Annotated in this window: 20 protein-coding genes and 2 tRNA genes; 20 read left to right on the top strand and 2 right to left on the bottom strand. The window is 53.0% G+C overall.

Features of this window, described 5'->3' with window-relative positions; genetic code table 11:
* Positions 1 to 3: 3 nt before the first annotated feature.
* From rsmH to trxA, 13 genes are all read left to right on the top strand, one after another.
* Entirely contained in the window at positions 4 to 927 is a 924-nt protein-coding gene (gene rsmH, locus ACKTS9_RS02845) for a 16S rRNA (cytosine(1402)-N(4))-methyltransferase RsmH (protein ID WP_407878828.1), read from the top strand.
* Between the two features lie 25 nt (positions 928 to 952).
* Positions 953 to 1432, top strand: a complete 480-nt coding sequence (locus ACKTS9_RS02840) for a hypothetical protein (protein WP_407878826.1) — start codon at positions 953 to 955, stop codon at positions 1430 to 1432.
* A gap of 97 nt (positions 1433 to 1529) precedes the next feature.
* Positions 1530 to 3863, top strand: a complete 2334-nt coding sequence (locus ACKTS9_RS02835; RefSeq protein WP_349215064.1) for a penicillin-binding transpeptidase domain-containing protein — start codon at positions 1530 to 1532, stop codon at positions 3861 to 3863.
* Between the two features lie 54 nt (positions 3864 to 3917).
* Positions 3918 to 5369 carry a UDP-N-acetylmuramoyl-L-alanyl-D-glutamate--2,6-diaminopimelate ligase gene (locus ACKTS9_RS02830; RefSeq protein ID WP_349215063.1) on the top strand — a complete coding sequence of 484 codons (1452 nt, stop codon included), beginning with the start codon at positions 3918 to 3920 and terminating at the stop codon, positions 5367 to 5369.
* Positions 5370 to 5394: 25 nt separating this feature from the next.
* Positions 5395 to 6819 carry a UDP-N-acetylmuramoyl-tripeptide--D-alanyl-D-alanine ligase gene (locus ACKTS9_RS02825; RefSeq protein ID WP_349215062.1) on the top strand — a complete coding sequence of 475 codons (1425 nt, stop codon included), beginning with the start codon at positions 5395 to 5397 and terminating at the stop codon, positions 6817 to 6819.
* A complete protein-coding gene (mraY, locus tag ACKTS9_RS02820) occupies positions 6798 to 7811 on the top strand; it encodes a phospho-N-acetylmuramoyl-pentapeptide-transferase (protein WP_349215061.1) in 1014 nt (337 codons plus the stop codon). The genes ACKTS9_RS02825 and mraY overlap by 22 nt, the downstream gene beginning before the upstream one ends.
* Positions 7812 to 7839: 28 nt before the next feature.
* Complete coding sequence (ftsW, locus tag ACKTS9_RS02815; protein WP_349215060.1) at positions 7840 to 9000, top strand: putative lipid II flippase FtsW; 1161 nt, start codon at positions 7840 to 7842, stop codon at positions 8998 to 9000.
* Positions 9001 to 9098: 98 nt separating this feature from the next.
* Positions 9099 to 10223 carry an undecaprenyldiphospho-muramoylpentapeptide beta-N-acetylglucosaminyltransferase gene (gene murG / locus ACKTS9_RS02810; RefSeq protein WP_349215059.1) on the top strand — a complete coding sequence of 375 codons (1125 nt, stop codon included), beginning with the start codon at positions 9099 to 9101 and terminating at the stop codon, positions 10221 to 10223.
* Between the two features lie 89 nt (positions 10224 to 10312).
* Positions 10313 to 11590 (top strand): UDP-N-acetylglucosamine 1-carboxyvinyltransferase, encoded by a 1278-nt coding sequence (gene murA, locus ACKTS9_RS02805; RefSeq protein ID WP_349215058.1) that lies wholly within the window; start codon positions 10313 to 10315, stop codon positions 11588 to 11590.
* An 18-nt stretch (positions 11591 to 11608) separates the two neighbouring features.
* A complete protein-coding gene (locus ACKTS9_RS02800) occupies positions 11609 to 13003 on the top strand; it encodes a cell division protein FtsQ/DivIB (protein WP_407878820.1) in 1395 nt (464 codons plus the stop codon).
* 108 nt (positions 13004 to 13111) lie between these two features.
* Positions 13112 to 14326, top strand: coding sequence for a cell division protein FtsZ (gene ftsZ, locus ACKTS9_RS02795; RefSeq protein ID WP_349215056.1), 1215 nt, complete (start codon positions 13112 to 13114; stop codon positions 14324 to 14326).
* 74 nt (positions 14327 to 14400) lie between these two features.
* On the top strand, positions 14401 to 16080 hold the full coding sequence (locus ACKTS9_RS02790) for a hypothetical protein (protein ID WP_349214344.1): 1680 nt from the start codon (positions 14401 to 14403) through the stop codon (positions 16078 to 16080).
* Between the two features lie 101 nt (positions 16081 to 16181).
* Positions 16182 to 16487: a thioredoxin gene (gene trxA / locus ACKTS9_RS02785; RefSeq protein WP_349214346.1), complete on the top strand. Its 306-nt coding sequence runs from the start codon at positions 16182 to 16184 to the stop codon at positions 16485 to 16487.
* Positions 16488 to 16564: 77 nt separating this feature from the next.
* Here trxA and ACKTS9_RS02780 read toward each other — a convergent pair whose 3' ends face one another.
* Both ACKTS9_RS02780 and ACKTS9_RS02775 read right to left on the bottom strand, forming a co-directional pair.
* On the bottom strand, positions 16565 to 17152 hold the full coding sequence (locus ACKTS9_RS02780) for a hydrolase (RefSeq protein WP_349214347.1): 588 nt from the start codon (positions 17150 to 17152) through the stop codon (positions 16565 to 16567).
* Between the two features lie 2 nt (positions 17153 to 17154).
* Positions 17155 to 17376 (bottom strand): YdbC family protein, encoded by a 222-nt coding sequence (locus tag ACKTS9_RS02775; RefSeq protein WP_349214349.1) that lies wholly within the window; start codon positions 17374 to 17376, stop codon positions 17155 to 17157.
* A 186-nt stretch (positions 17377 to 17562) separates the two neighbouring features.
* Between ACKTS9_RS02775 and ACKTS9_RS02770 the strand changes: the two genes are divergently transcribed.
* From ACKTS9_RS02770 to ACKTS9_RS02740, 7 genes are all read left to right on the top strand, one after another.
* Positions 17563 to 17636: transfer RNA gene (locus ACKTS9_RS02770), tRNA-Gln, on the top strand.
* Between the two features lie 32 nt (positions 17637 to 17668).
* Positions 17669 to 17744 (top strand) — tRNA-Pro (locus ACKTS9_RS02765).
* Between the two features lie 115 nt (positions 17745 to 17859).
* Positions 17860 to 18795: an AEC family transporter gene (locus ACKTS9_RS02760; RefSeq protein WP_407878816.1), complete on the top strand. Its 936-nt coding sequence runs from the start codon at positions 17860 to 17862 to the stop codon at positions 18793 to 18795.
* Positions 18796 to 18843: 48 nt separating this feature from the next.
* Positions 18844 to 19920, top strand: a complete 1077-nt coding sequence (locus ACKTS9_RS02755) for a 6-phosphofructokinase (protein ID WP_349214352.1) — start codon at positions 18844 to 18846, stop codon at positions 19918 to 19920.
* A gap of 147 nt (positions 19921 to 20067) precedes the next feature.
* Positions 20068 to 20664, top strand: coding sequence for a xanthine phosphoribosyltransferase (locus tag ACKTS9_RS02750; RefSeq protein ID WP_407878813.1), 597 nt, complete (start codon positions 20068 to 20070; stop codon positions 20662 to 20664).
* The gene (locus tag ACKTS9_RS02745; protein WP_407878811.1) at positions 20661 to 21167 is read left to right on the top strand and encodes a hypothetical protein; all 507 of its coding nucleotides are present in this window, start codon (positions 20661 to 20663) and stop codon (positions 21165 to 21167) included. Before ACKTS9_RS02750 ends, ACKTS9_RS02745 begins: the two co-directional genes overlap by 4 nt.
* A gap of 10 nt (positions 21168 to 21177) precedes the next feature.
* Positions 21178 to 22095 carry an AAA family ATPase gene (locus ACKTS9_RS02740; protein WP_407878808.1) on the top strand — a complete coding sequence of 306 codons (918 nt, stop codon included), beginning with the start codon at positions 21178 to 21180 and terminating at the stop codon, positions 22093 to 22095.
* The last annotated feature ends 231 nt before the right edge of the window (positions 22096 to 22326 follow it).

The following is a 22326-nucleotide window of genomic DNA, read 5'->3' as shown; positions in this document are numbered from 1 at the left end:
GCAGTGAGCTTTCACCATATCCCTGTCCTCCTCGCGGAATGCCTTGAGGGACTCGCCATCCAACCGGACGGCACATACCTTGACGGAACTGCGGGCGGGGCAGGGCACTCAAGAGAAATCGCGATGCGTCTGGATACAGGCAGGCTGATCAGTCTGGATCAGGACCCGGATGCCGTCGCTGTTGCAAAAGAACGTCTGGCGGGCCTGCCCGCCACCGTTGTGCAAATGAATTTCCGCTATGCCGATCAGGCGCTGGCGCAGTTGGGCGTTGAGGGGCTGGATGGTGCTTTGCTGGATTTGGGCGTTTCTTCTCACCAGCTGGATGAAATTTCTCGTGGCTTTTCATATCAGGGCGAAGCGCCTCTGGATATGCGGATGAGTCAGAGCGGCCCGACTGCGGCGGATCTTGTGAATCATGAAACGCGGGAGGAACTCGCGCGCATTCTCAAGGAGTACGGCGAGGAGCCGTATGCGTGGCAAATTGCCGGAAAAATTGTGTTGCAACGTGAAAAAGAACCAATTTTGACCACTTCCCAGCTGATGCAGACGATTGCCTCTGCGGTGCCGCCTGCCGTTCGCCGGAAGGATAAAAATCCGGCACGAAGAAGTTTTCAGGCGTTGCGCATTGCAGTGAACGGGGAGCTGGATGCACTCAGCCAGGGGATGGATGTGATCTTTAATGCATTGCGCCCGGGAGGCCGCTTTTGCATCATTACGTTCCATTCGCTGGAAGACCGGCTCGTGAAACAAAGATTCCGGCTGTGGGCAACGGCCTGCACCTGCCCGCCGGAATTCCCGGTTTGTGTGTGTGGCGGCAAGGCGAAAGCCAAGCTGATCACCAAAAAACCGATTGAGGCGGACGCGCAGGAGCAGGCACAAAACCGAAGAGCGCGCAGCGCCAAGCTTCGCGTGATCGAGAAGCTGTAAAGTCAATTGAGAGGAGGCGGTTGCCATGCAGACGGCAACTGTTTATGATTTGAATACATTTGCTCCCCGCGAGGAACGTTCCCGCAGGGAGTTGAAAGTGGTCAAGAATCCGAAAGCCAAGCGTTCCCTTTCTTTGAAACGCCTGCGCTGGATCAAAGCAGTGGCGCTGGCAGCGCTTTTCCTGGCGCTGGTATGCAGCCTGCTGTATTCTCAGGCGAAAGTTACGGAACTGGGCGCAGCAATCGACAGCCAGAGCAGTGTTCTGGATGATTTGAACAGCGATTACGACTATCTGACAAGTCAGATGGAAATGAAAACCAATATGAAGAGCGTGCAGGAGTATGCCACGAGCCAGCTGGGTCTGGTGGCACTGGATCGCTCTCAGATTACGTATGTCGACGGAGATGAGGAAAACACCATTGTTCGGTACAAAACGGGCCTGGGACAGTTGGCAAGCGATGTGTCGCAGGGAATCCTGAGCTTTGTGGAATACATCGCGCCATAGTGAAATAGATATTTATCACTGGCTTGATTGTGTTAAAAGCGACAGGCCAGTGATAATTCTTTTTCTCCGTTATAATACATTAAAATAAGGAGAGACTATGAAAGGGCCTGACAAACGCCAACAACTTAATGAGGACGGCAACAACCCGCCAACCAAGCCGCAAAGCAGCGTCAGTTTTGGCATGCGCGTGCGCGCCGGAATCGTGGCGGGATTTTTTGCACTGTTTTCCTGCCTGCTGATTTTCAACCTGTTCAATCTCCAGGTGATCGACGAGAAGGGGTATGCGGAACAGGCGGAAGACCAGCAGTTGAAAGACGAGACCATTACCCCGAACCGCGGCGTGATTTATGATACCAACATGAAAGTGCTGGCGCGCAGTGCGACCGTGTGGGATGTGACTGCGTCCACCAGAGATATGGCAACCTACGGCACCGATATTGATACGGTGGCCCGAAACCTCAGCCAGATTTTGGAGATGGATGAGACAGAGCTTGTTACAAAGCTTATGGAAAACCCGGATTCCAACTATGTGCTGATCAAGCGCAAGGTGGAAAAGCCGGTCGCGGATGCCATTACCTCCTGGATGGATGAATACAACAACACAGAGGGCAACGAGGACCATCCCATCACCGGAATTTATCTGACGCAGACCAGCAAACGGTATTACCCCTATGGAAATCTGGCGTCCAGTGTTTTGGGCTTCACCAATGTGGACGGCAACGGCGTCACGGGGCTGGAACTTTACTACAACGAAACGCTGAAAGGGGTAGAAGGCCGCATTCTGTCCACGGAGAACGCATGGGGATACGAGCTGGCCAATAACAACTATCAGGCCAAGTACGATGCTCAGGACGGCTACAGCCTTGTCACGACCATTGACGAGACGATTCAAAGCTGCCTTGAAAAATATCTGTACAATGCAGTGGTGGAACACAACGTAGAACGCGGCATGGGCATCGTGATGAATGTCAATACCGGCGAGATTTACGGAATGGCAACAGAGCCGGACTTCAATCTGAACGATCCCTATACGCTGTATGATACGGAGCTGGCCAATCAGATTGCGGCGATTGAGGATACAACTGAGCAGAATAAGCAGCTTCAGGCGGCGTGGCAGAGCATGTGGCGCAACCGGGCGGTCTCGGATATCTTGTTCCCGGGTTCTGTTTTCAAGGTGATCACTGCATCGGCTGCACTGGATTCCGGCAAGGCAACCGTGGATACGACTTTCGAAGCGTGCACCGGGCGCATCAAAGTAGCCAGCAACCCGGACGTGTATATGAATTGCGCGGAGCACAGCGGCCATGGCGTTTTGAACCTGGCGCAGGGCCTGGACAACTCCTGTAACCCGTATTTCATTCAATTGGGCTGGCAGATGGGCGCTGATACATTCTGCGATTATCTGCAGGCGTTCGGATTTACGGAGCGAACGGGAATCGATATGTACGATGAGGCGGTCAGCCAGACCGTCAGCCGTGAAAACATGACGGCGGTTTCTCTGGCATCTTCCGCATTCGGTCAGACCAGTGCTGTGACGCCTATTGCAATGATCACTGCGATTTCCGCGGCGGTCAACGGCGGCAATTTGGTACAGCCGCATGTGGTGCGCCAGGTGCTGGATTCTGACGGCAATATTGTGGAGACCATTGGCACTACGGTCAAACGTCAGGTTATCAGTGAAACCACAAGCCAGACCATTTGCAGCATTCTGGAAGACAGTGTAGACAACGGCCACGGCAAGAATGCGCATGTTCCGGGCTACCGCGTGGGCGGAAAATCCGGTACCAGTCAGAAAAACCAAGGCCTCAGCGGTGAGGACGATGAGCAGACTTACATTGCTTCGTTCGTTGGCTTTGCACCGGCGGATGATCCGGAGATTGCAGTCCTGATTGTTCTGGATAATCCGAACAGCCCCACCGGCAGTACCTATGGCGGTTCTCTGGCAGGTCCGGTGGTTCAGAACATTCTCAGCGAGACGCTTCCGTATCTGGGCTTCGAGCCGGAATACACCGAAGAAGAGTTGGCAGTTGTGGCCAGCCCGGTTCCGGATGTGGTCGGTGCGCTGGCGAATAATGCGCTGAGTACGCTTCACAATGCAGGGTTCAACGGTAAGATCGTAGGGTCCGGCACAACGGTAACCTATCAGTATCCGGCGGCCGGAATCAGTGTCAATCGTCAGTCAACGATTATTTTGTACACGGATGAAGGTGCGACCGGAACGATGGTTCAGGTTCCAAATGTGGTTGGGCAGAGCATTCGCGTTGCGACGGAAATGCTGGAGGCAGCAGGATTAAACATCAGTATCACAGGTACCAACGATGAGTCTTCCGGCACGGTCGTGGCAGCACTTCAGAGAATTGAACCCGGCACAGAAGTAGAAATGGGCACCGTGGTGGAAGTGGAATTCCACGATACATCTGCTACGGACTGATAAAACGCAAAGGCGTCTCTTGCAAAGGAGACGCCGGCTGAAGGAGGCGTTTTTATGAATTTGGAACAATTGTTTGAGGGCGTGGCCTATCAGGGGAAACTGCCTGAGGCCCAGGTGAGCCTTGTTACGCAGGACTCGAGAAAAGTTGCTCCGGGCGCTGTCTTCGTATGCAGCCGCGGCAGAAGTTTTGACGGTCATGCTTATGCACAGAAAGCATTGGAAGCGGGCGCGTGCTGTATTGTTACAGAGAGCCCCCTGGGACTTGCCAATGAGGTGCAGGTGGAAAATGGGCGAAAGGCGTATGCGGTTTTGTGCCAGAACTTTTTCGGCCGCCCCGCCGACCGGCTGCGCATTGTGGCGGTGACCGGCACCAATGGAAAGACGACTGTCACCACTTTGATCAAGCAGATTTTGGAGCAGGCAGGTTACAAGGCAGGACTGATCGGAACGATTCATACAGAAATTGATACGATGGAAGTGCCGGCCAAGTTTACGACGCCCGAAGCGTGGGATCTGGCCGCGTTGATGGCACGCATGGAAAAGGCGGGCTGTTCCTTTGTGGTCATGGAGGCGAGCAGTCAAGCTTTGGACCAGATGCGTCTGTGGGGACTGCACTTTGAGGTGGGAGTTTTCACGAACCTGACGCAGGATCATTTGGATTACCACGGCAGCTTTGAGAATTATTTCACGGCAAAGAAAAGTCTGTTCGCGCAAGTGGAAACCATGGTGGTCAATCTGGACGATGAGTATGGAAAGCGCTTGTTGAAAGAGGTTTCGGTTCCGAATGTCATCACGTTTTCCTCTCATGACGATGAGGCGGACTACACTGCCCGCAACGTGGAATTTTCTGCGTCGGGCGTTCGCTTTGAAATGGTTGGACGTGGTTTTATCCAGCGCGTGAAATTCCCGATGCCCGGTGATTATTCTGTTCACAATGCGCTGGCTGCCGCTGCTGCCGCGATTGCTTTGAAAATTGAGCCGCACACGGCGGCCAAAGCTCTGACCAATACGCGCGGCGTTCGCGGGCGTTGCGAAGTGCTTTACAATGGAGAATTTACCATTTTGTGCGACTTTGCCCACACGGGAGACGCCATTGAGAAAGTGTTGTCCGGCCTGGCTCCTTTTGCCAAGGGGCGGCTGATCGTTCTGTTCGGATGTGCAGGTGAACGGGATGCCAAAAAACGTCCCCTGATGGGAGAAGCTGTTGTCAAGTATGCTGATTTTGCGATTTTGACATCTGATAATCCCCGCAAGGAAAATCCGTATGATATAATAGGGGACGTTGAGCCGGTGCTGAAGCGTTCCGGAAAGCCCTACCTTGTGGAGGTGGAGCGCCGGACCGCTCTTCAAAAAGCGCTTGCGATGCTTCGTCCCGGCGATGTGCTTGCCCTGTGCGGAAAAGGACACGAGGACTATCAGGCCATCGACGGTGTGACCATCTATCTGGATGAGCACCGCATTGTACGCGACTGGCTCACCCAACATCAACTGACGGAAAAGCGCTGAGCTTTCGTCATGGGGAGGAACGGTTATGCAGCCAATCCTGGCAAACGAACTTTGCAAAGATCTGGGAAGCTTTTCGGATAATCCGCAGATCACGGGTGTGATTACAGACAGCAGGGAAGCCGCACCCGGGACGCTGTTCGTGTGCATCAAAGGAGAACGCGTGGACGGCCACGATTTCGCTTTGGCAGCACTGCAGAAAGGCGCGGCCGGCATTTTGTGCCAGCACGACGTGGAGGGCGTTCCGCAGGAAAAGCGAATTCTTGTAAAAGATCCGCTGGATGCGATGATTCAGATGGGCGCCAATTATCGGGAACACTTTTCTCCGCTTCTGCTGGGTGTTACCGGAAGCGTAGGGAAGACCACAACAAAAGAGTTTTGCTATGCGGTGTGCTCCGCTTTCGGCAGCACATTGAAAACTGAGGGAAACCAGAACAATGAGATCGGTGTTCCCAAAACTTTGTTTCGCCTGGATTCGACCATTCGTTACGGCGTTGTGGAAATGGGAATGCAAGCGCTGGGTGAGATTGAAAAATTGACGCTGGCGGTACGTCCTGCAGGCGGAATCATCACTTGGGTGGGTCAGTCGCATCTGGAATCCCTGGGAACGCGGGAAAATATTTTAAAAGCGAAAATGGAAATTTGTGACGGCATGCCGGATGGCGCTCCGCTGGTCATCAATGCAGACAACGATCTGCTTTCGGTGGCAAAGGTGCCGCAGCGGCTGCGTCGGGTGACCTTTGCGGTCCATACAGATGCGGATGTCCGCGCTGTGGGAATCCAGGGGGATGAAAAGGGAACACACTTTACCATTTGCGACAAAGAGTTCGGCTCTTTTCCGGCGTTTATTCCCGCGATGGGAGAGCACAATGTAGCGGATGCTCTCAGTGCCTATGCGCTCGCCACCCGTTTGGGTCTGGACCCCGAAAGAGCCGCGCAGGCACTTGCCAATTACTCCACCACCGGCCATCGTCAGAATGTGGTGCAGCATTGCGGAGTTACGGTGATTGAAGATTGCTACAATGCAAGCCCCGACAGCATGAAAGCGGCGCTGCGCACGCTGGCGGATTATCCGGTGTGCGGCCGGAGAATCGCGGTTTTGGGCGATATGTTTGAATTGGGAGAAATTTCTCAGCAGGCGCATGAAAGCGTGGGCGTGATGGCTGCTCAGGCGGGCGTGGATTGGCTGCTGACTGTGGGCGAAGCGGCACAGGACATTTCCCGCCGCGCCTCACAACTGGGTGTGAATGCGGTTCACTGCAGTGACAAAGCCGAGGTCTTGGCGCGGCTTCTTTCTCAGGTCAAAGCCGGGGATGCGCTGCTGGTAAAGGCCAGCCACGGCATGGCGCTGGAAACGATTTTGGAAGGTTTTTACAAACAGTTCCAGAATACAACAGGGGTTCAGGATAAAATCGCAGGAGAGTGTAAATCATGGAAAAATTCGCGTTTTTGACAGCCGCTTTCGGTGCGATGCTGATCACGGCTGCTTCAGGACTGCTCATTGTTCCGGCACTGCGCAAACTTCATTTTGGCCAGACGATCAAGGAAATCGGGCCAACTTGGCATGCTGGAAAAAACGGAACGCCGACAATGGGCGGGTTGACCTTCTATCTGGGTGTGCTTTGCGGCGTGGTTGCCGGCTATGCGGCGCTGGCACTGGGCGCACCGAAGGTTTTGGGCGATTTTGCTTCACAGCAGAGCGTTGCGCTGTTTATTGCGGTTTTGACCAGCTTTGCGTTTGGTCTGGTCGGATTCGTGGACGATTACATCAAAGTAGTAAAAAAGCGGAATCTCGGTTTGCGCGCACGCGCTAAAATTGTTGCGCAGATTTTGATTACCGGCGCATTCCTCATGTCGCTGCACTTAAACGGAACATTGAGCACAATGGTGACGTTGCCGCTGTTTGGACTGGTGGATCTGGGATATTTCTTTTACCCCATCTCTTTCCTGCTCGTCATCGGTATGGTCAATGCGGTCAATCTGACGGATGGAATTGACGGTCTGGCATCCAGCGTTACCTTTGTTTCCATGCTTGGATTTTTGTTTATTTCCAGCATGTTGGGCCAAACTAGCATCGCAGTGTTTTCGGCTGCGGTTGCCGGTGGCTGCGGCGGCTTTTTGGCTTGGAACTTTTATCCGGCCAAAACGTTTATGGGGGATACGGGAAGCATGTTCCTGGGCGGTGCAGTGGTTTCTGCGGCGTATTGCATGGGGCGTCCGGAATTGCTCTTGTTCCTGGGTGTTATCTATCTGGTGGAAGCTTTCAGCGTTATGCTGCAAGTGAGCTATTTTAAGTTGACACATGGAAAACGCATTTTTAAAATGAGCCCCATCCATCATCATTTTGAGATGTGTGGCTGGAGCGAAATCAAAATTGTGGCGGTGTTCAGTCTGGTTTGCTTCATCGGTGTAGTGTTGGGCTGCCTGTTTGTGTACCTGTATTGAGCGGCGCCCGAAAGATGGAGGTGGCAGTATGCCGGATGCTGCAAAGACACTGAAGAAAAAAGTGGCTTTTTTTCGCGCCGATGCAGGCACGATTGATTGGCCGTTTGCCATTATCGTGTTGATTCTGGTTGCGTTTGGATTGGTCATGGTGTTCAGCGCAAGCTATGCTACGGCGCTGTATCGTTTTGATGACAGTTTCAAATTTATCCGGCAGCAGGCAATTTTTGCGTTCGGTGGCGTAATCGTCATGTTTTTTGTGGGGTATAAAATCGACTACCACATTCTGCACCGTTTCGCCTGGCCGTTGATGCTGGGCGCGCTGGCACTTCTGGTGATCGTTTTGTTCATGGAACCGCTGAACGGCGCCCGTCGGTGGATCGTTATTCCCAGCCTGGGAACGCTTCAGCCGTCTGAGGTGGCCAAATTTGCAGTCATTGTGCTGTTTGCGCACATTATCTCCATCAACCACAAGCGTATGAAGAAATTTTCATATGGTGTGCTTCCGTTTGCGGTAATTCTGATCATTATCGCGGGTTTGATGCTGATGGAGCCGCATCTTTCCGGTACAGTGCTGATCATGGGAATCGGCGCGTCCATGATGTTTGTGGGCGGTACGGGAATTATCTGGTTCGTGCTGGCGGTGCTCGGTGCCGTGGCAGGCGTTGCGGGAGCGGTCGTTTTTAAGCCGGATCTGGTCCCGTATGCGCTGGAACGCATCGAGACATGGCAGAATCCGTGGTTGGATTCTCTGGGAAGCGGCCATCAGACGATTCAAAGCCTTTATGCCATCAGTTCCGGCGGCCTCACCGGCCTGGGAATCGGAAATTCCCGGCAGAAACATTTGTATCTTCCGGAACCGCACAACGATTTTATTTTTTCGGTGATTTGCGAAGAACTTGGTTTTATCGGCGCATTGTTGGTCATTTTTTTGTTCATCGCATTGCTGCTGCGAGGCCTTTACATCGCTTATACGGCCAAAGATAAGTTCGGTTCCATGCTGGTGGTCGGCATTATGGTGCAGGTTATTTTACAGGCGGTGCTGAACATCGGCGTAGTGACCAACACCATTCCAAACACCGGCATCAGCCTTCCGTTTTTTTCCTATGGCGGCACATCGTTGCTGATGCTGCTGGGCGAGATGGGTGTTGTGCTGAGCGTGTCCAGAGAGGGAAGCGGGAGAAAAACTTGACAAATTTCATCAGATGCGGAACAATGAAACAGAAATAAGCAGAGCGTCCATGTGTATTTTGGCATGGGCGCTGATGCTGTTTTGAGCGGAGGTTTTTTATGAAAGTCCTGATCGCTGCCGGCGGAACCGCCGGTCATATCAATCCGGCTTTGGCGATGGCAAGTGTGATCCGCGCGCATTGCCCGGATGCGGAAATTCATTTTGCAGGCCGAAGAAAAGGCATGGAGTACGGTCTTGTTACCAAGGCGGGCTATGCTTTTCACCCCATTGAAGTGAATGGAATTCAGAGGCGTCTTACGCCCAAAAACGTGGCGCGAAATGTGGTGGCGCTTTATCACCTGGCTTTGAGCGCGCCGCGTGCCAATGCAATCTTGAAAGAAGTTCAGCCGGATTTGGTGATTGGGGCGGGAGGATACGTAAGCGGCCCCATTGTGCAGGCTGCGGCCCGGAAAGGGATTTTGACGGCAATCCATGAGCAGAATGCATTCCCGGGTGTCACCAATAAAATTTTGGCAAAGAGCGTAGACGTCGTGTTTGCTGCCATGCCCGACGCAGTGGAGCGCCTGGGCGCTGCGGACAAAACGGTTGTGGTAGGAAACCCCGTGCGCGCGGAGATTTATACCCAGGACAGAACCTCGGCTCGACAGGCGTTGGGGCTTTCTGCAAATCGGATTATGATCTTGTCCTTCGGCGGAAGCCTGGGCGCTCAGCGCGTGAATGAAGTGGTGGCTGATTTGGCCCAGTGGGAACTGGAACAGAAGAATTTTTATCATATTCATGCCACCGGAAGCATCGAAAAGGATGATTTTGCAAAACTCAGTGCGCAGAAGAAAATTGACGGCGATCCTCGTTTTGTCATTCGGGAGTACATCGACGATATGCCGCGCCTTTTGGCGGCGGCCGATCTGGTTATCAGCAGGGCCGGTGCGCTGACGCTGGCGGAAATTGCGGCGATGGGACGGGCCTCTGTGCTGATCCCATCTCCCAATGTGGCGGAAAACCATCAGTATCACAACGCAATGCAGCTGCAGAAACTGGGTGCGGCTGTAGTGGTGGAAGAAAAAAATCTTACAGGTGAAAAGCTGATCGAAATTGTGGACGGATTGACCCGGGATCCGGCAAAACTGATGGAAATGGGCGTGAAGGCAAAAGCGCTTTCGCAGCCGGATTCTCTTGAAAAAATATGGAAAACGCTGGAACCCCATTTGAAAAACATTAAATAGCAGAAGTTTTCACACAAAAGCCCTCTTTCACATAGGATGGAATGTTCTCATCGAACAGTGAGAGGAAACACCGGAACGGAGGGCTTGGTATGGATACTTGGAAAATCAGCGGCGGAGAAAGTTTGTTCGGAAGTGTGCGGATTCCAGGCGCCAAAAACAGCGTTCTGCCCCTGATGGCGGCTTCGCTCCTGTGCAATGGTACAGTGACTTTGTCGGACGTTCCCAATCTCTCTGACGTTGCCGCGTCCCGTCGAATTCTGCAGAGCCTCGGGTGTACAGTGCGCCGTAAAGGCAGAACGCTTTCCATTACGCAGGGGGCAGAACTTGGCAGTGCCGTTCCGGAAGAGTGCATGCGTGCAATGCGATCATCGGTCTTTTACCTGGCGCCTCTTGTGGTGCGTACAGGAAGAGCGTTGATCTACACTCCGGGCGGGTGTCGTCTGGGCGCGCGCCCGATTGATTTGCATTTGAAAGGCCTCGCAGATATGGGCGCACAGATTCGTCAGGCAGGAAACGCCTTGGAAGTGACCGCTCCCAATGGGCTGCGTGGCGCACAGATCTCTTTGCGATTTCCCAGCGTAGGAGCGACGGAGACGCTTTTGATGGCGGCTGTCTGTGCCCGGGGTGAAACCGTGCTGCGCGGCGTGGCGGTGGAACCGGAAGTGCGGGATCTCATTCGCTTTTTGCAAAGCGCAGGGGCGTGCATCACCGGTGCGGGGTCGCGCACGCTTCATATCATGGGCCGGGATTTTCTCAGTGGCACGCAGTTCCGTCCGTGTCCGGACCGGATTACGGCGGCGACGGTGCTTTGTGCGGTAGCCGGATGCGGCGGAGAGGTTCTTTTGAACAATACGTGCAACGACGATTTGCTGCCGGTGACACGCATTTTGCGCCGTGCGGGATGTGCCATTCTTTCCTGTGGACCAAGATCGCTTGCCATTTCAAGCTGTGGCCGGGCAAGCGGTGTGGAATCGCTTTTTACGGATGTGCATCCAGCGTTCCCCACAGATGCAGCGCCGTTGATGGGAGCGGCTCTGCTGCGTGCGCGGGGGGAGACCGCGATTACAGATACCATTTTTGAAAATCGCTTTTCCTGTGCGGAAGGCTTTTCCGCCTTGGGTGGAAGTGTGAACGTTTCCGGGCGAACACTGTATGTCCATGGTGTGCCGGCGCTTCATGCGGCACGTCTTTGCGCACCGGACCTTCGGGGTGGGGCGGCATTGGTCATTGCTGCACTGCAGGCTGAAGGGGAAAGCTTCCTGACGGCAACAGGCCATATCATGCGTGGCTATGAAGATTTGCCTGCGCTTTTCGGCGCGTTAGGTGCGAAGATTGTTCCCGTTCGCGATTGGGACGAAAATTTATAAAATTGGGAGGTGAAGGCGTTGGCCGATAAAAAAACACAAAAATCGGTATTCAGCCGGCAACCGCAAACGCATCGGCCTTCGCCTTCGCGTCCGGTGTACGATTATGACCAGGCGACGAGATCTTCCGGAAGGCATACACAGCCTTCGCGTCCGGTTTATGATTATCATCGTCAGGAAGAGACGCGTTCGCGTCAGGAACCCTCGCGCCCGGTGTATGATTACGATCGGGCAACCGGTTCCGCACCGAGCCCATCGCCTTCGCGTCCGGCTTACGACTATCAGTCGCCTGCGTCGGAGCGGCCAAAAGCCAGAGAACCGGCTCCTTTTGTCAACGAAGTGGACGATGCTGCACGAAGAAGAACGCGTACGGCACAAGCTGCTTCTCCACCCTTGCCGCGAAACGGAAGACCTGCGGGCGGAATGAGCAGTTCTTCCAACAGGGGACAGCAGTCGCCCAGAGGGGCAGTTCGCCAGCGAGAATGGCACGCGGCTCCGCAGCAGGAGGTGCCGCTGAAGCCGCGCGCACCGCTGTACGATCAGCAGGCAGATCAAAGAGCGGCACGTCAGGGAACGGTCCCGCCCAGAAAAAAAGTTGCCAAGCGGACTGCACGGAAGAAAAAACGGGAGCTGACCCCGGGGCAGGCGCGCAGACGCCGCAGAATACGTTATCTTCTGGCGGGAATCTTTGTGACGGCGGCTTTGGCGGCTGGTGTGGTTGTTTCCGCTGCCGCGTTGTTTAAAATCAAAACGGTCAGCGTTCAGCAGCCGGAGGGCGGCACCGCGTATACGGATGACCAGATCGTGGCGGCATTTGGGCAGCCGGTGGGAGAGAATATGTTCGGCTTTTCACCGGATGACAGTGCGGCCAGTATTTTACAGGCACTGCCCTATTTGGAAACAGTGGAAATTCAAAGGCGACTGCCGGATACTGTGATCATTGAAGTGACCCCTGCAGTGGAGTACTGTGCGGTCAGCAGTGATGCCGGTTGGGTTGTGTGCAGCAGCAGTCTGAAGGTTTTGCGCATCGACAGCGCGGCGCCGGAGGGCCTCATTCAGGTACAGGGCGCGGTGGCGGATGCTCCTTCTCCGGGACAGCCTCTGGTGCTTACGGAACCGGACAAGCTGGGGGCAATGCAGCAGGTGCTTTCCAAAGCGCAGGCACAGGGACTTACGCCGATTACCGAGATCAATGTATCGGACCTTTATGAGATCAGCTTCCTGTACGATTCACGCATACGGATCGTGCTGGGAACCGTCAATGATCTGGATTATAAAATCAACTGGGCCTGGCGGCTTGTCACACCCGGACAGACGGAGGACGGGTTGACGGAAGAGGATCGGGGGACGTTGGATGTCAGCAGCCGGAATGAGGACGGACGCGGACAGGCAATCTGGCGCTCCGGTTCGTTGTAACCGCTTGTTTTTTAGACTTTCTGAGAAATACTATTGAATTTTCGCGGAAAATCTGGTATGGTAATATATAATGTATAATACTAAAATTGTCTTTTAGGGGGAATTCTCGTGGCGTTCATCCTCGATGAAGAACTGCAGAATATAACAAATATTAAGGTCGTAGGTGTCGGCGGCGGCGGCGGAAACGCTGTGAACCGCATGGTGCAGAGTGGTTTGCGCGGTGTTGAGTTTATCAGCATGAACACCGACCAACAGGCACTTTATAATTCGAAAGCCACGCAAAAAGTGCAGTTGGGCGCAAAGCTGACCAAAGGCCGCGGCGCAGGTGCCGATCCTGAAGTTGGCCAGCGCAGTGCAGAAGAGAGCCGTGACGAAATCGCACAGGCTTTGAAGGGCGCACAGATGGCGTTTATTACAGCCGGTATGGGCGGCGGCACCGGAACGGGTGCGGCGCCGGTCGTGGCAGAGGTCGCCAAAGAACTGGGCATCCTGACGGTTGGCATTGTAACCAAACCCTTCGCTTTTGAGGGCAAACGCAAAATGAGCATGGCGGAGATCGGCATCAACGGCCTGTTGGATCGCGTCGATTCTCTGATTGTAATTCCGAACGAGCGCCTGAAATTGATCAGCCAGGAAAAAATCACCCTGATGAACGCTTTTGAAGCGGCGGACAATGTGCTGCGTCAGGGCGTGGAAAGCATTTCTTCGCTGATCAATGTGGCCGCGTTTATTAACCTGGACTTCGCGGACGTGCGCAGCATCATGAAAGATGCTGGCTATGCACACATGGGTGTCGGTTCGGCGAAAGGCGTCAATAAAGCAGAAGATGCTGCCAATGCGGCAATTTCGAGTCCCCTTTTGGAGACAAGCATTGCCGGTGCCCGCGGCGTAATCATCAACATCACTTCTTCGCCGGACATTGGTCTGGACGACGTGGAGAAGGCGGCTACGCTGGTTACCAATTCCGCGCATCCGGAAGCAAACATTATCTGGGGTGCTGCGTTTGACGAGACCCTGAAAGATGAAATGGTCATCACGGTTGTGGCGACGGGTTTTGACGTTGGCGCGCAGAATGATGGTGCTGCTGTACCTGAGAGCGCAGGTGCATATGGCGGAAACTATACATTTGTCAGCGAGAAAACCCCTGTTCAGGCACCGGTTCCTCAGGCGGCTGCGCCGGTTCAGCAGCCGGTCGAAGTTGCTCAAGCAGCTCCTGTTCAGGCGCCCGAAGCGGTACCCGCGCCGGCTCCGGCTCCGATTCAGGAAGAACCGGACAACTATTTCGATGATATTCTCAACATGCTGAATAACCGCAATAATTAATTAGAAAGAGAAAAGCGGGGCCAACGGCCCCGCTTTTTGCCGTATAAAGCTTATGTGAGGGGAGGTGCGCTCTGTTGTCGGATAAAACGCAGGATTCTGAAGGACAAAAGGTTTTTCGCGGAGAATTGTTCGGCTTCAATCGTGTAGAAGTTCTGAGCTATATTGAGCGCATTTCAGCTGCCAACGCCGAAAAGGCAAAAGCGCTGGGGGAGACCATTGAAAAACTTCAAAAAGAACTGAGTGCCTCTTTGCAGGAACAGCAGACCGCAGAGGGAAAGCTGGCCAGTCTGCAGCAGGAGCACGAAACGTTTTTGAACCGTACCAAAGATGTATGCGTGCAGCTGGAAACGGAAAAGGCACGAGCAGAGTCTGCGGCAAAGCAGGCGGATCAGCTTCAGCAAGAGCTGAGAAAGTCGTCTTCGGATGCGTCTGCGTTCCGTCAGCGCCTTCTTGCGCGTGAAAAGGAACTGGAGCAGCTGCGTCAGGAGAATACCGGCCTGACAGATAAAATTGCCAAGCTGGAAGAGAGCATCCGCGTGTACGAGGCAAAGCAGAAGACGGCTCTCAGTGAACGGGAGCAGCTGGCGGCGCAGGCGAAGCTTGTTCTGGAAAAGGCAAAAGTGAAAGCGGATGATTTGGTTAAGGAAGCACAGGCGAAAGCGCAGGTCAAACTGGATCAGGCCGACAGTCAGGCTGCATTGATTCTGGCAAAAGCCAATGAGGAGAAAACTTTGCTGAAAGCCAAGATGTCCGAATCGGCAGACAGTATTGCCGCCAGCGTTTTGGTGCTGAAATCGCAGCTTGCCCATGTGAACGAGGAAATTGTGTCCGCCTCCAATGAGCTGTTGAAAGCGACCGATGGAATTGCGGCAGCTTTGGAAAACACCCAAAGAGATTTGGAGAAGCTGGGCGTGCAAATGCAGAATTATCCCCAGCAGACGCCTGTGCCGCATTATGCGCCGCCGCCAAGGGCTGGGCAGACAACAGATCAGCCGGTTGCATCGGCTTATACGGGCACGCAGGAGCCGTTTGACGAGGCGCGGTACCGTGCTTCCCTGGAGCGAGTTCGCTGCGAAGAAGAACAGAAGGATCAATATTACGATGCGTTGGCGCGGGAAGACTTGCGCAGGGCGCGGGCTGGTGTTGTTTCGGGTTCCGGACAGACGCAGCAGGCGCGGGATGCTCAGTGGAACGAAGCGCTTTATCGTCGTGTTTCTCAGGAACAGGAAAAAGAACGGCGCCGCGCACAGACAACCCAATACCCTTACGACCGGCAGCAGGTGGTTCAGCAGCCGGTAACAGGACATTTGCATCGCCCGACCGCGATGCCGTTCGCACCTTTTGATGATTCTGTGCCGCACACACCGTCCTATCCCGAACAGAGAGAACTTCAGCCGCAACAGTGGGAAGAGGAGTATGTTCCGTCTCCTACGCCGGTTACACCGGTCGCTTCGTTCTCTCAACCATACACGGCTTTCCCTGAAGAACCTGCCACCCAAAGTGCGCCGGCTCCGGAGCAAATGCCACGGATTCGCCGCACACCTGCCAGCACAGTCAAGCGCAGTACAGCAGTGCCGCAGGAGCCGGTTATTATTCCTTATGATGCTCCGATTCCCCAGATGATAGAGCCCAGAACTGCCGCTGTGGAGCAGTCTGCTGCCACCAAAGCGTCTTCGGAGGATTCGGTGGCCCATGAAACGACCCTCTCGGATGCATTGCTGGAAAACTTGAATCAGCTTTTAAATGGTAAGTAATAAAAAAGCCGGCTTTGCCGGCTTTTTTATTGCCATGAAACATCTCTTGTATAATCTGTACTTGTGTGGTATAGTATATATAAGACAAGGAGGTCTTGGTTATGGCTTTAGATTTGACCAAACAAAATTTTGTACAGGAAACAGAAAAAGGAGTTGTTCTGGTAGATTTCTGGGCTTCCTGGTGCGGTCCGTGCCGGATGCTGGCGCCTGTGGTAGAGCAGATTGCACAGGAGCACTCTGAATGGAAGGTCTGCAAGGTAAATGTGGACGAGCAGCCGGATTTGGCCCAACAGTTTGGGGTGATGAGCATTCCTACTGTGGTGTGCCTGCGTGAAGGAAAAGAAAGTGCACGCAGCGTTGGTTTGGTTTCCAAAGATCAGCTTTTGGCGAAGCTGCAGCTGGTTTGACACACATTGAAAGTGTATTTTGAAGCAAACGAAAAAAATCAGCCCCCGTTTATGGCATAAACGGGGGCTGATTGCTTTTATTTTCGATTTACACTGCTGGTCCCTTTTTCCAAAAGATAGGTTGCCTCCAAGTCAGCCAAATGCAATTTCACAGCCAGAGGATACTGGTCATAGGCATTGCTGATCGTGAAGCTTCCACCGCGCACGGAGTCGTCAAAGCCGCCCATATGCCAGCGGATGGCAACCGCTTCAGCGGTTTTCAGCCGAAGAAAACGTTCAATCAAATAAACGCTTTTCTCTCCATGCCCATAGGGAAAGGCGTCCTGTACTGTAAAATTGGGAACTTTCTCCCATTGCCCGGTAGTGTCGTTTTTTACGTTCCGAAAGCCTGCTTTATAGTAGTTTGCTTTGCACAGGTCATGAAGAAGCGAAACGATTGTATAGGTTTCCAGACTGTCCTCTTCTGCGTGAAAATATCGTTCGGTGAGAACATGATATACGTTCAGACTGTGCATCACAAGGCCGGATTCACAGGCCCCATGGAACCGGGTAGAGGCGGGGGCAGTGTAGAAATCGGTCGTTGCCAGCCAGTCCAAAAGTTTATCCGCGCCGGGCCGCGTCACGTTTTCGGAGAAGATCCGGATAAATTCTGCTTTGTAATCCATAATCAAATCTCAAGCTCGTTCAGAATGCCCTTCAAAATGGCAATCTCATCGTGAGAAAGACTGATCCCTTTTCCCATTTTGCTGTTGTCGGGAGCCCAGTCACGAATATCATATTTGGGTTCACGGTCGTTCCAGCTGACCATGTTGAGCTGGCGTTCCCACCCGTTGGGGCTTTGAGAGAGTACTGCGATCCGCTCGGTAATTTCGTACTTGAATTCTGCCATGTTATTACACCATCCTAAATGCGTCTTTTTACCATATCATAATGGAAACGAACATGAAATGCAAGTGCGATCGGAAAGGCAAATTATTTTTTTTGAAATTTTTGCCGAAAAGGTGTTGACTTTTTCTCGATTGCTTTATATAATAATAAAGCGCTCTGAATGATAAACACATCAGCGGAGACACGATGCGGAATTGTGTAATGGTAGCACCTGCGACTCTGACTCGTATTGTGAGGGTTCGAATCCTTCTTCCGCAACCACGAACGGCAGCCAATCAGCTGCCGTTTTCTTTCGGGGTATAGCGCAGATGGTAGCGCGCTTGGTTCGGGACCAAGAGGCCTGGAGTTCAAATCTCCATACTCCGACCATATCGCAGCAGACGAAATGTTTGCTGCGATTTTTTGTTTTCTATGGCACAGAAATGCTGTACCTAACCGAAATCCTGTGCTATACTAGAACCGCAGTTAAGGGGAGATCAACACCATGGACACACTTACAACCCTGGAAAACAGCCTGGTTTATCTGGTTGTTTTGGCAGGCGGATACACGTTGAAGCGGCTTCGTGTATTGAAAAAGGAAGATGCGGGATTTTTGTCTGCGCTGATTATGAATGTCACTTTGCCGGCAGCTATTTTAAAAGGAGCTGCAAACGCATCCTTTAACTCCTCTTTTGTAATTATTTTTCTGTCCGCGATGCTTTTGAATGTTTTGCTGTTGAGCGCCGGCTTCTTTTTTTCAAAGGGAAGGCCTGGCCCGGAGCGCGGCTTGATGATTCTCAATGTGAACACCTTCAACAACGGCAATTTTGCCATTCCTTTTTTGTCGGCTCTTGTGAGTAGTGATGCCTTTGCGGCAATGGGAATGTACGACGGCGGAAGCGCACTTTTTACCTTTGGCCCCAACATTGCGCTGGCACAGAAGGCAATGGAACAGGGTGGCAAAAAAGTAACGCTGGGAGATATTTTTCGCAAGCTGTTTACCACACCCAGTATTTGGGCATATATCCTGATGGTACTTTTCAGTATTGTGCATTGGCAGCCGCCTGCGCTTGTGATGGATGTGATCTCCATGGCGGGTTCTGCAAACGCCTTTTTGGCGATGCTCTGTGTGGGTATTCTGTTTGAAGTGCAGCTCCCGAAAAGCGGCTACGGGCTCATTTTGACAACCTTGGTCACGCGTTATGTGATCTGTGGGCTCTTTGCTGCGGGGTTGTGGTTTTTCCTGCCGGCTCCACCGGAAACCGTTCGGACGCTGGTCGTCATGACAATGGCACCGGTGGCCAGCTGCGCAACGATGATCACGATAGAAGCCGGATGTGACGGAACCATGGCTGCTGTGATCAATTCCATCAGCATTGTGGTAAGCATTATCATTATGGTTTTGCTGTTGCTTCTGCTTCCAATGCCTGTGCGCGGATAAAGCCAGTCTGTTTGTGCAGGGATTTCGATAAACAAGGGAGGTCTTTCAATGAAAAAGAGAGTTGGAATTCTGACGTCAGGCGGGGATTGCCCTGGTTTGAACGCCACCATTCGCGGAGCGGCAAAAGCGTTGTACCAGCGCTTTGGCAACGATGTGGAAATCATCGGAATTGCCAACGGCTACGCGGGCCTGATTGCCGGCGAGTGGCGCGTAATGGAGCCGCACGAATTTTCCGGTATTCTGACTGTGGGCGGTACGATTCTTGGCACCAAACGCACACCGTTCAAAATGATGAAGGTTGTGGAAGAGGACAAGGTCGATAAAGTGGCAGCCATGAAAAAGACTTATAAAGATGCCCGGCTGGATTGCCTGCTTTGTCTTGGCGGAAACGGAACGCACAAAACAGCAAATCTTTTGAGCGAAGAGGGCCTGAACATTATCGGTTTGCCGAAAACCATCGACAATGATATTTACGGAACCGACGTTACATTCGGGTTTCATACGGCGGTCGACATTGCTACAGAGGTAATCGACCGGATTCATACGACTGCTTCCAGCCACCGTCGTTGCATGGTGATTGAGCTGATGGGAAATAAGGCTGGCTGGTTGACGTTGTATTCCGGTATTGCGGGCGGCGCGGATATTATCCTGATCCCGGAGTTGCCTTACAACATTGAAAATGTTTGCGCGGCAATTCAGAAACGAAGCGAGCAGGGAAAGACATTTTCCATTCTTGCGGTGGCGGAAGGCGTTTACGACGTAACGGAAGCCGGCATGAAGAAGAAGGAGCGTGCAGCACGTCGTGCGGAGCGGGGCGAGGTAACTGCTACCAATCGAATTGCGCATCAAATCGAGCAGATGACGGGATTCGAAACCCGTGTCTGTGTACCGGGGCATATGCAGCGCGGCGGAAGTCCTTCCGCGTATGACCGCGTTTTGGCAACTGAGTTTGGCACACATGCGGCCAAGCTGGTCGAGGCGGACCATTATGGTGTAGCAGTTGCCATGAAGAACAATATTGTCACCGAAAATCCTTTGAAAGATATTGCGGGAAAGACCAAGCTGGTCCCGGAAACCTGCGATATGCTGACGGTAGCCCGCAGAATGGGCGTTTCGTTGGGATAAGTCCAAAAGCGTGCTTTTTAAGCACGCTTTTTCTGTTTTGCAGGCACTGATAATGTCGATGGCGAGAGAAGAATGATTGCATTGAAGCAGGCCTCTATGGTAAACTGAATAAAACCCTCTGCGAAGGAAAAAGAGGAGGCATTTTGTTTGAAATTACTGGAGGGGAGAATCCAAAAAGACGGCGTTGTCAAGGCCGGCGGAGTATTAAAGGTAGACAGCTTTTTGAACCATCAAATGGACGTGGAATTGTTTGATGCGATGGCTGAAGAGTGGAAACGCCTTTTTGCGAATAGACCCATCAATAAAATTTTGACGATTGAAGCTTCCGGTATCGGTATTGCCTGTATTGCTGCGCGCCATTTTCATGTGCCGGTCGTTTTTGCAAAGAAAGCTAAGAGCATCAACATCGACGGAGAGGTGTATGCTACACCGATTCACTCTTTTACGCACGGACGAGAATATGAAGTGATCGTATCTCGAAAATACATTGGCCCAGAGGATCACGTGTTGATTCTGGACGATTTTTTGGCCAATGGCTGTGCGCTGGAAGGATTGATGTCTTTGGTGAAAGACGCAGGAGCCGTGGTGGAAGGCGTGGGAATCGCCATTGAAAAAGGCTTTCAGCGTGGCGGAGACCGAATTCGTGCAACAGGCGCGCAGGTGGAGAGCCTTGCGATTGTAGATTCCATGGATGAAAAAACAGGTTTGATTCGCTTCCGAACAAAGGAGGCGGGCGAGCAGTGAAACACAAGACCCGCTTATACAATGTGTTCTTTCCGCTGTGGATGCTGATGTTTTTTCCGGTCACCTGGCTTTTGGTCGTGCCGGTCAACTGGGTGTTTGACAGCCTGGTCCTTCTGGTTGCGGTTGCGGCAATGCGGCTGAGAAAGAAAAAGGAGCTTTACGTAAAAAGCATTTTCCGTGTCTGGGTGTTTGGCTTTTTGGCGGATCTGGCCGGCGTGGGTGTTATGGCTCTTGTGTATGGCGCTGCGTCGCTGTTTTTAAAGGGGGAGACGCAAGCGGCCTTTCTGGAGGCTTTTATGGTCGATCCGTGGCAGCATCCGGCGGCTCTGCTCGCCACTGCTCTGGCGGTCATTGCTTCAGCATGTGTGATTTATGTTCTCAATCGCCGCTTCACATTTCAGAAACAGGCGCTTCCGGATGCAACCAAACGGCGCCTGTCTTTGGTTCTTGCGGCAGCGACTGCGCCGTATTTCTTTTTCGTTCCGCTCAATTGGCTGATTTGAGGAGAGGTCTATGAGTAAGACGGTTCAAATTGTGGAAGAAGTGAAAAAAGCCGTAGTGGGAAAAGACGATGTGATCGTCCAGTCGCTGATGGCGATTCTTGCGGGCGGCCATATTTTGCTGGAAGATGTGCCGGGCGTGGGCAAGACTACGCTGGCGCTTGCGTTTGCACGGGCACTTGCACTGGACTGCAGGCGTATGCAATTTACGCCGGATGTGCTGCCTTCTGATATCACCGGGTTTTCCATCTATCGCAAGGAGACCGGCGAGATGGAGTATCAGCCGGGAGCAGTGCTGTGCAACCTGTTTTTGGCCGATGAACTCAACCGTGCCACCGCGCGCACGCAGTCGGCACTTTTGGAGGCCATGGAGGAAAAACAGGTTACCGTGGACGGCGTGACCCATGCGGTGCCGCGTCCCTTTGTGGTCATTGCAACGCAAAACCCAACCGGGGCTTCCGGTACGCAACTGCTTCCGGATTCGCAGATGGATCGTTTTATGGTGCGCCTTTCGCTGGGGTACCCCAGCGCGGATGCGGAATTGGAACTTCTTCGCCGCAAGCAGAAGGGCGCACTTTTAAAAAATGTACAGCAGGTGATGGATCGGCGTGAATTGCTGGCGTTGCGAAAAGAAGTGAGGACACTGTATATCAGCGATTCGGTGTTGCGGTATATTGTGGAATTGAATGCAGCCACCCGGGAGCACGCGGATATTCTGCAGGGGGCAAGCCCGCGCGCCACGGTGGCGTTGGCGCAGATGGCCAGGGCTTCTGCGTTTTTGCGCGGACGCGATTATGTGACTCCGGCAGATGTGCAGCGCGTTTATTGCTGTACCATCGGTCATCGTTTGAGACTTGCACCGCAGGCGGAGGATGCAGATTCGCTTTTGAAAGAAATTTTGCGGACAGTATCAGCTCCGCAAATTCGCTGATATGTGGCGCAATCGGGCCGCATACGGCGCAGTTGTTGTATGCGCAGTTTTGTTTTACTCTTTCTATTTTGGCTATCTGTCGTTTTTCTTTCTGATTCTGACTGCTTTGCTCCCTGTTTTATCGCTGCTTTACAGTTTGCCTCTGTTTTGGAAATGTACCGCAACGCTCTCTGCACCATCCAAGACCGTGATCGGGCGCGAAACCTTCTGGAAAACAGGAGTAACAGCCCA

Origin of the sequence: Owariibacterium komagatae, from assembly GCF_045865535.1 — a bacterium.
Taxonomy (GTDB): domain Bacteria; phylum Bacillota; class Clostridia; order Oscillospirales; family Ruminococcaceae; genus Ruthenibacterium; species Ruthenibacterium komagatae.
Note: the sequence above shows the minus strand (reverse complement) of the source record. Positions and strands in the feature narration are given on the sequence as shown.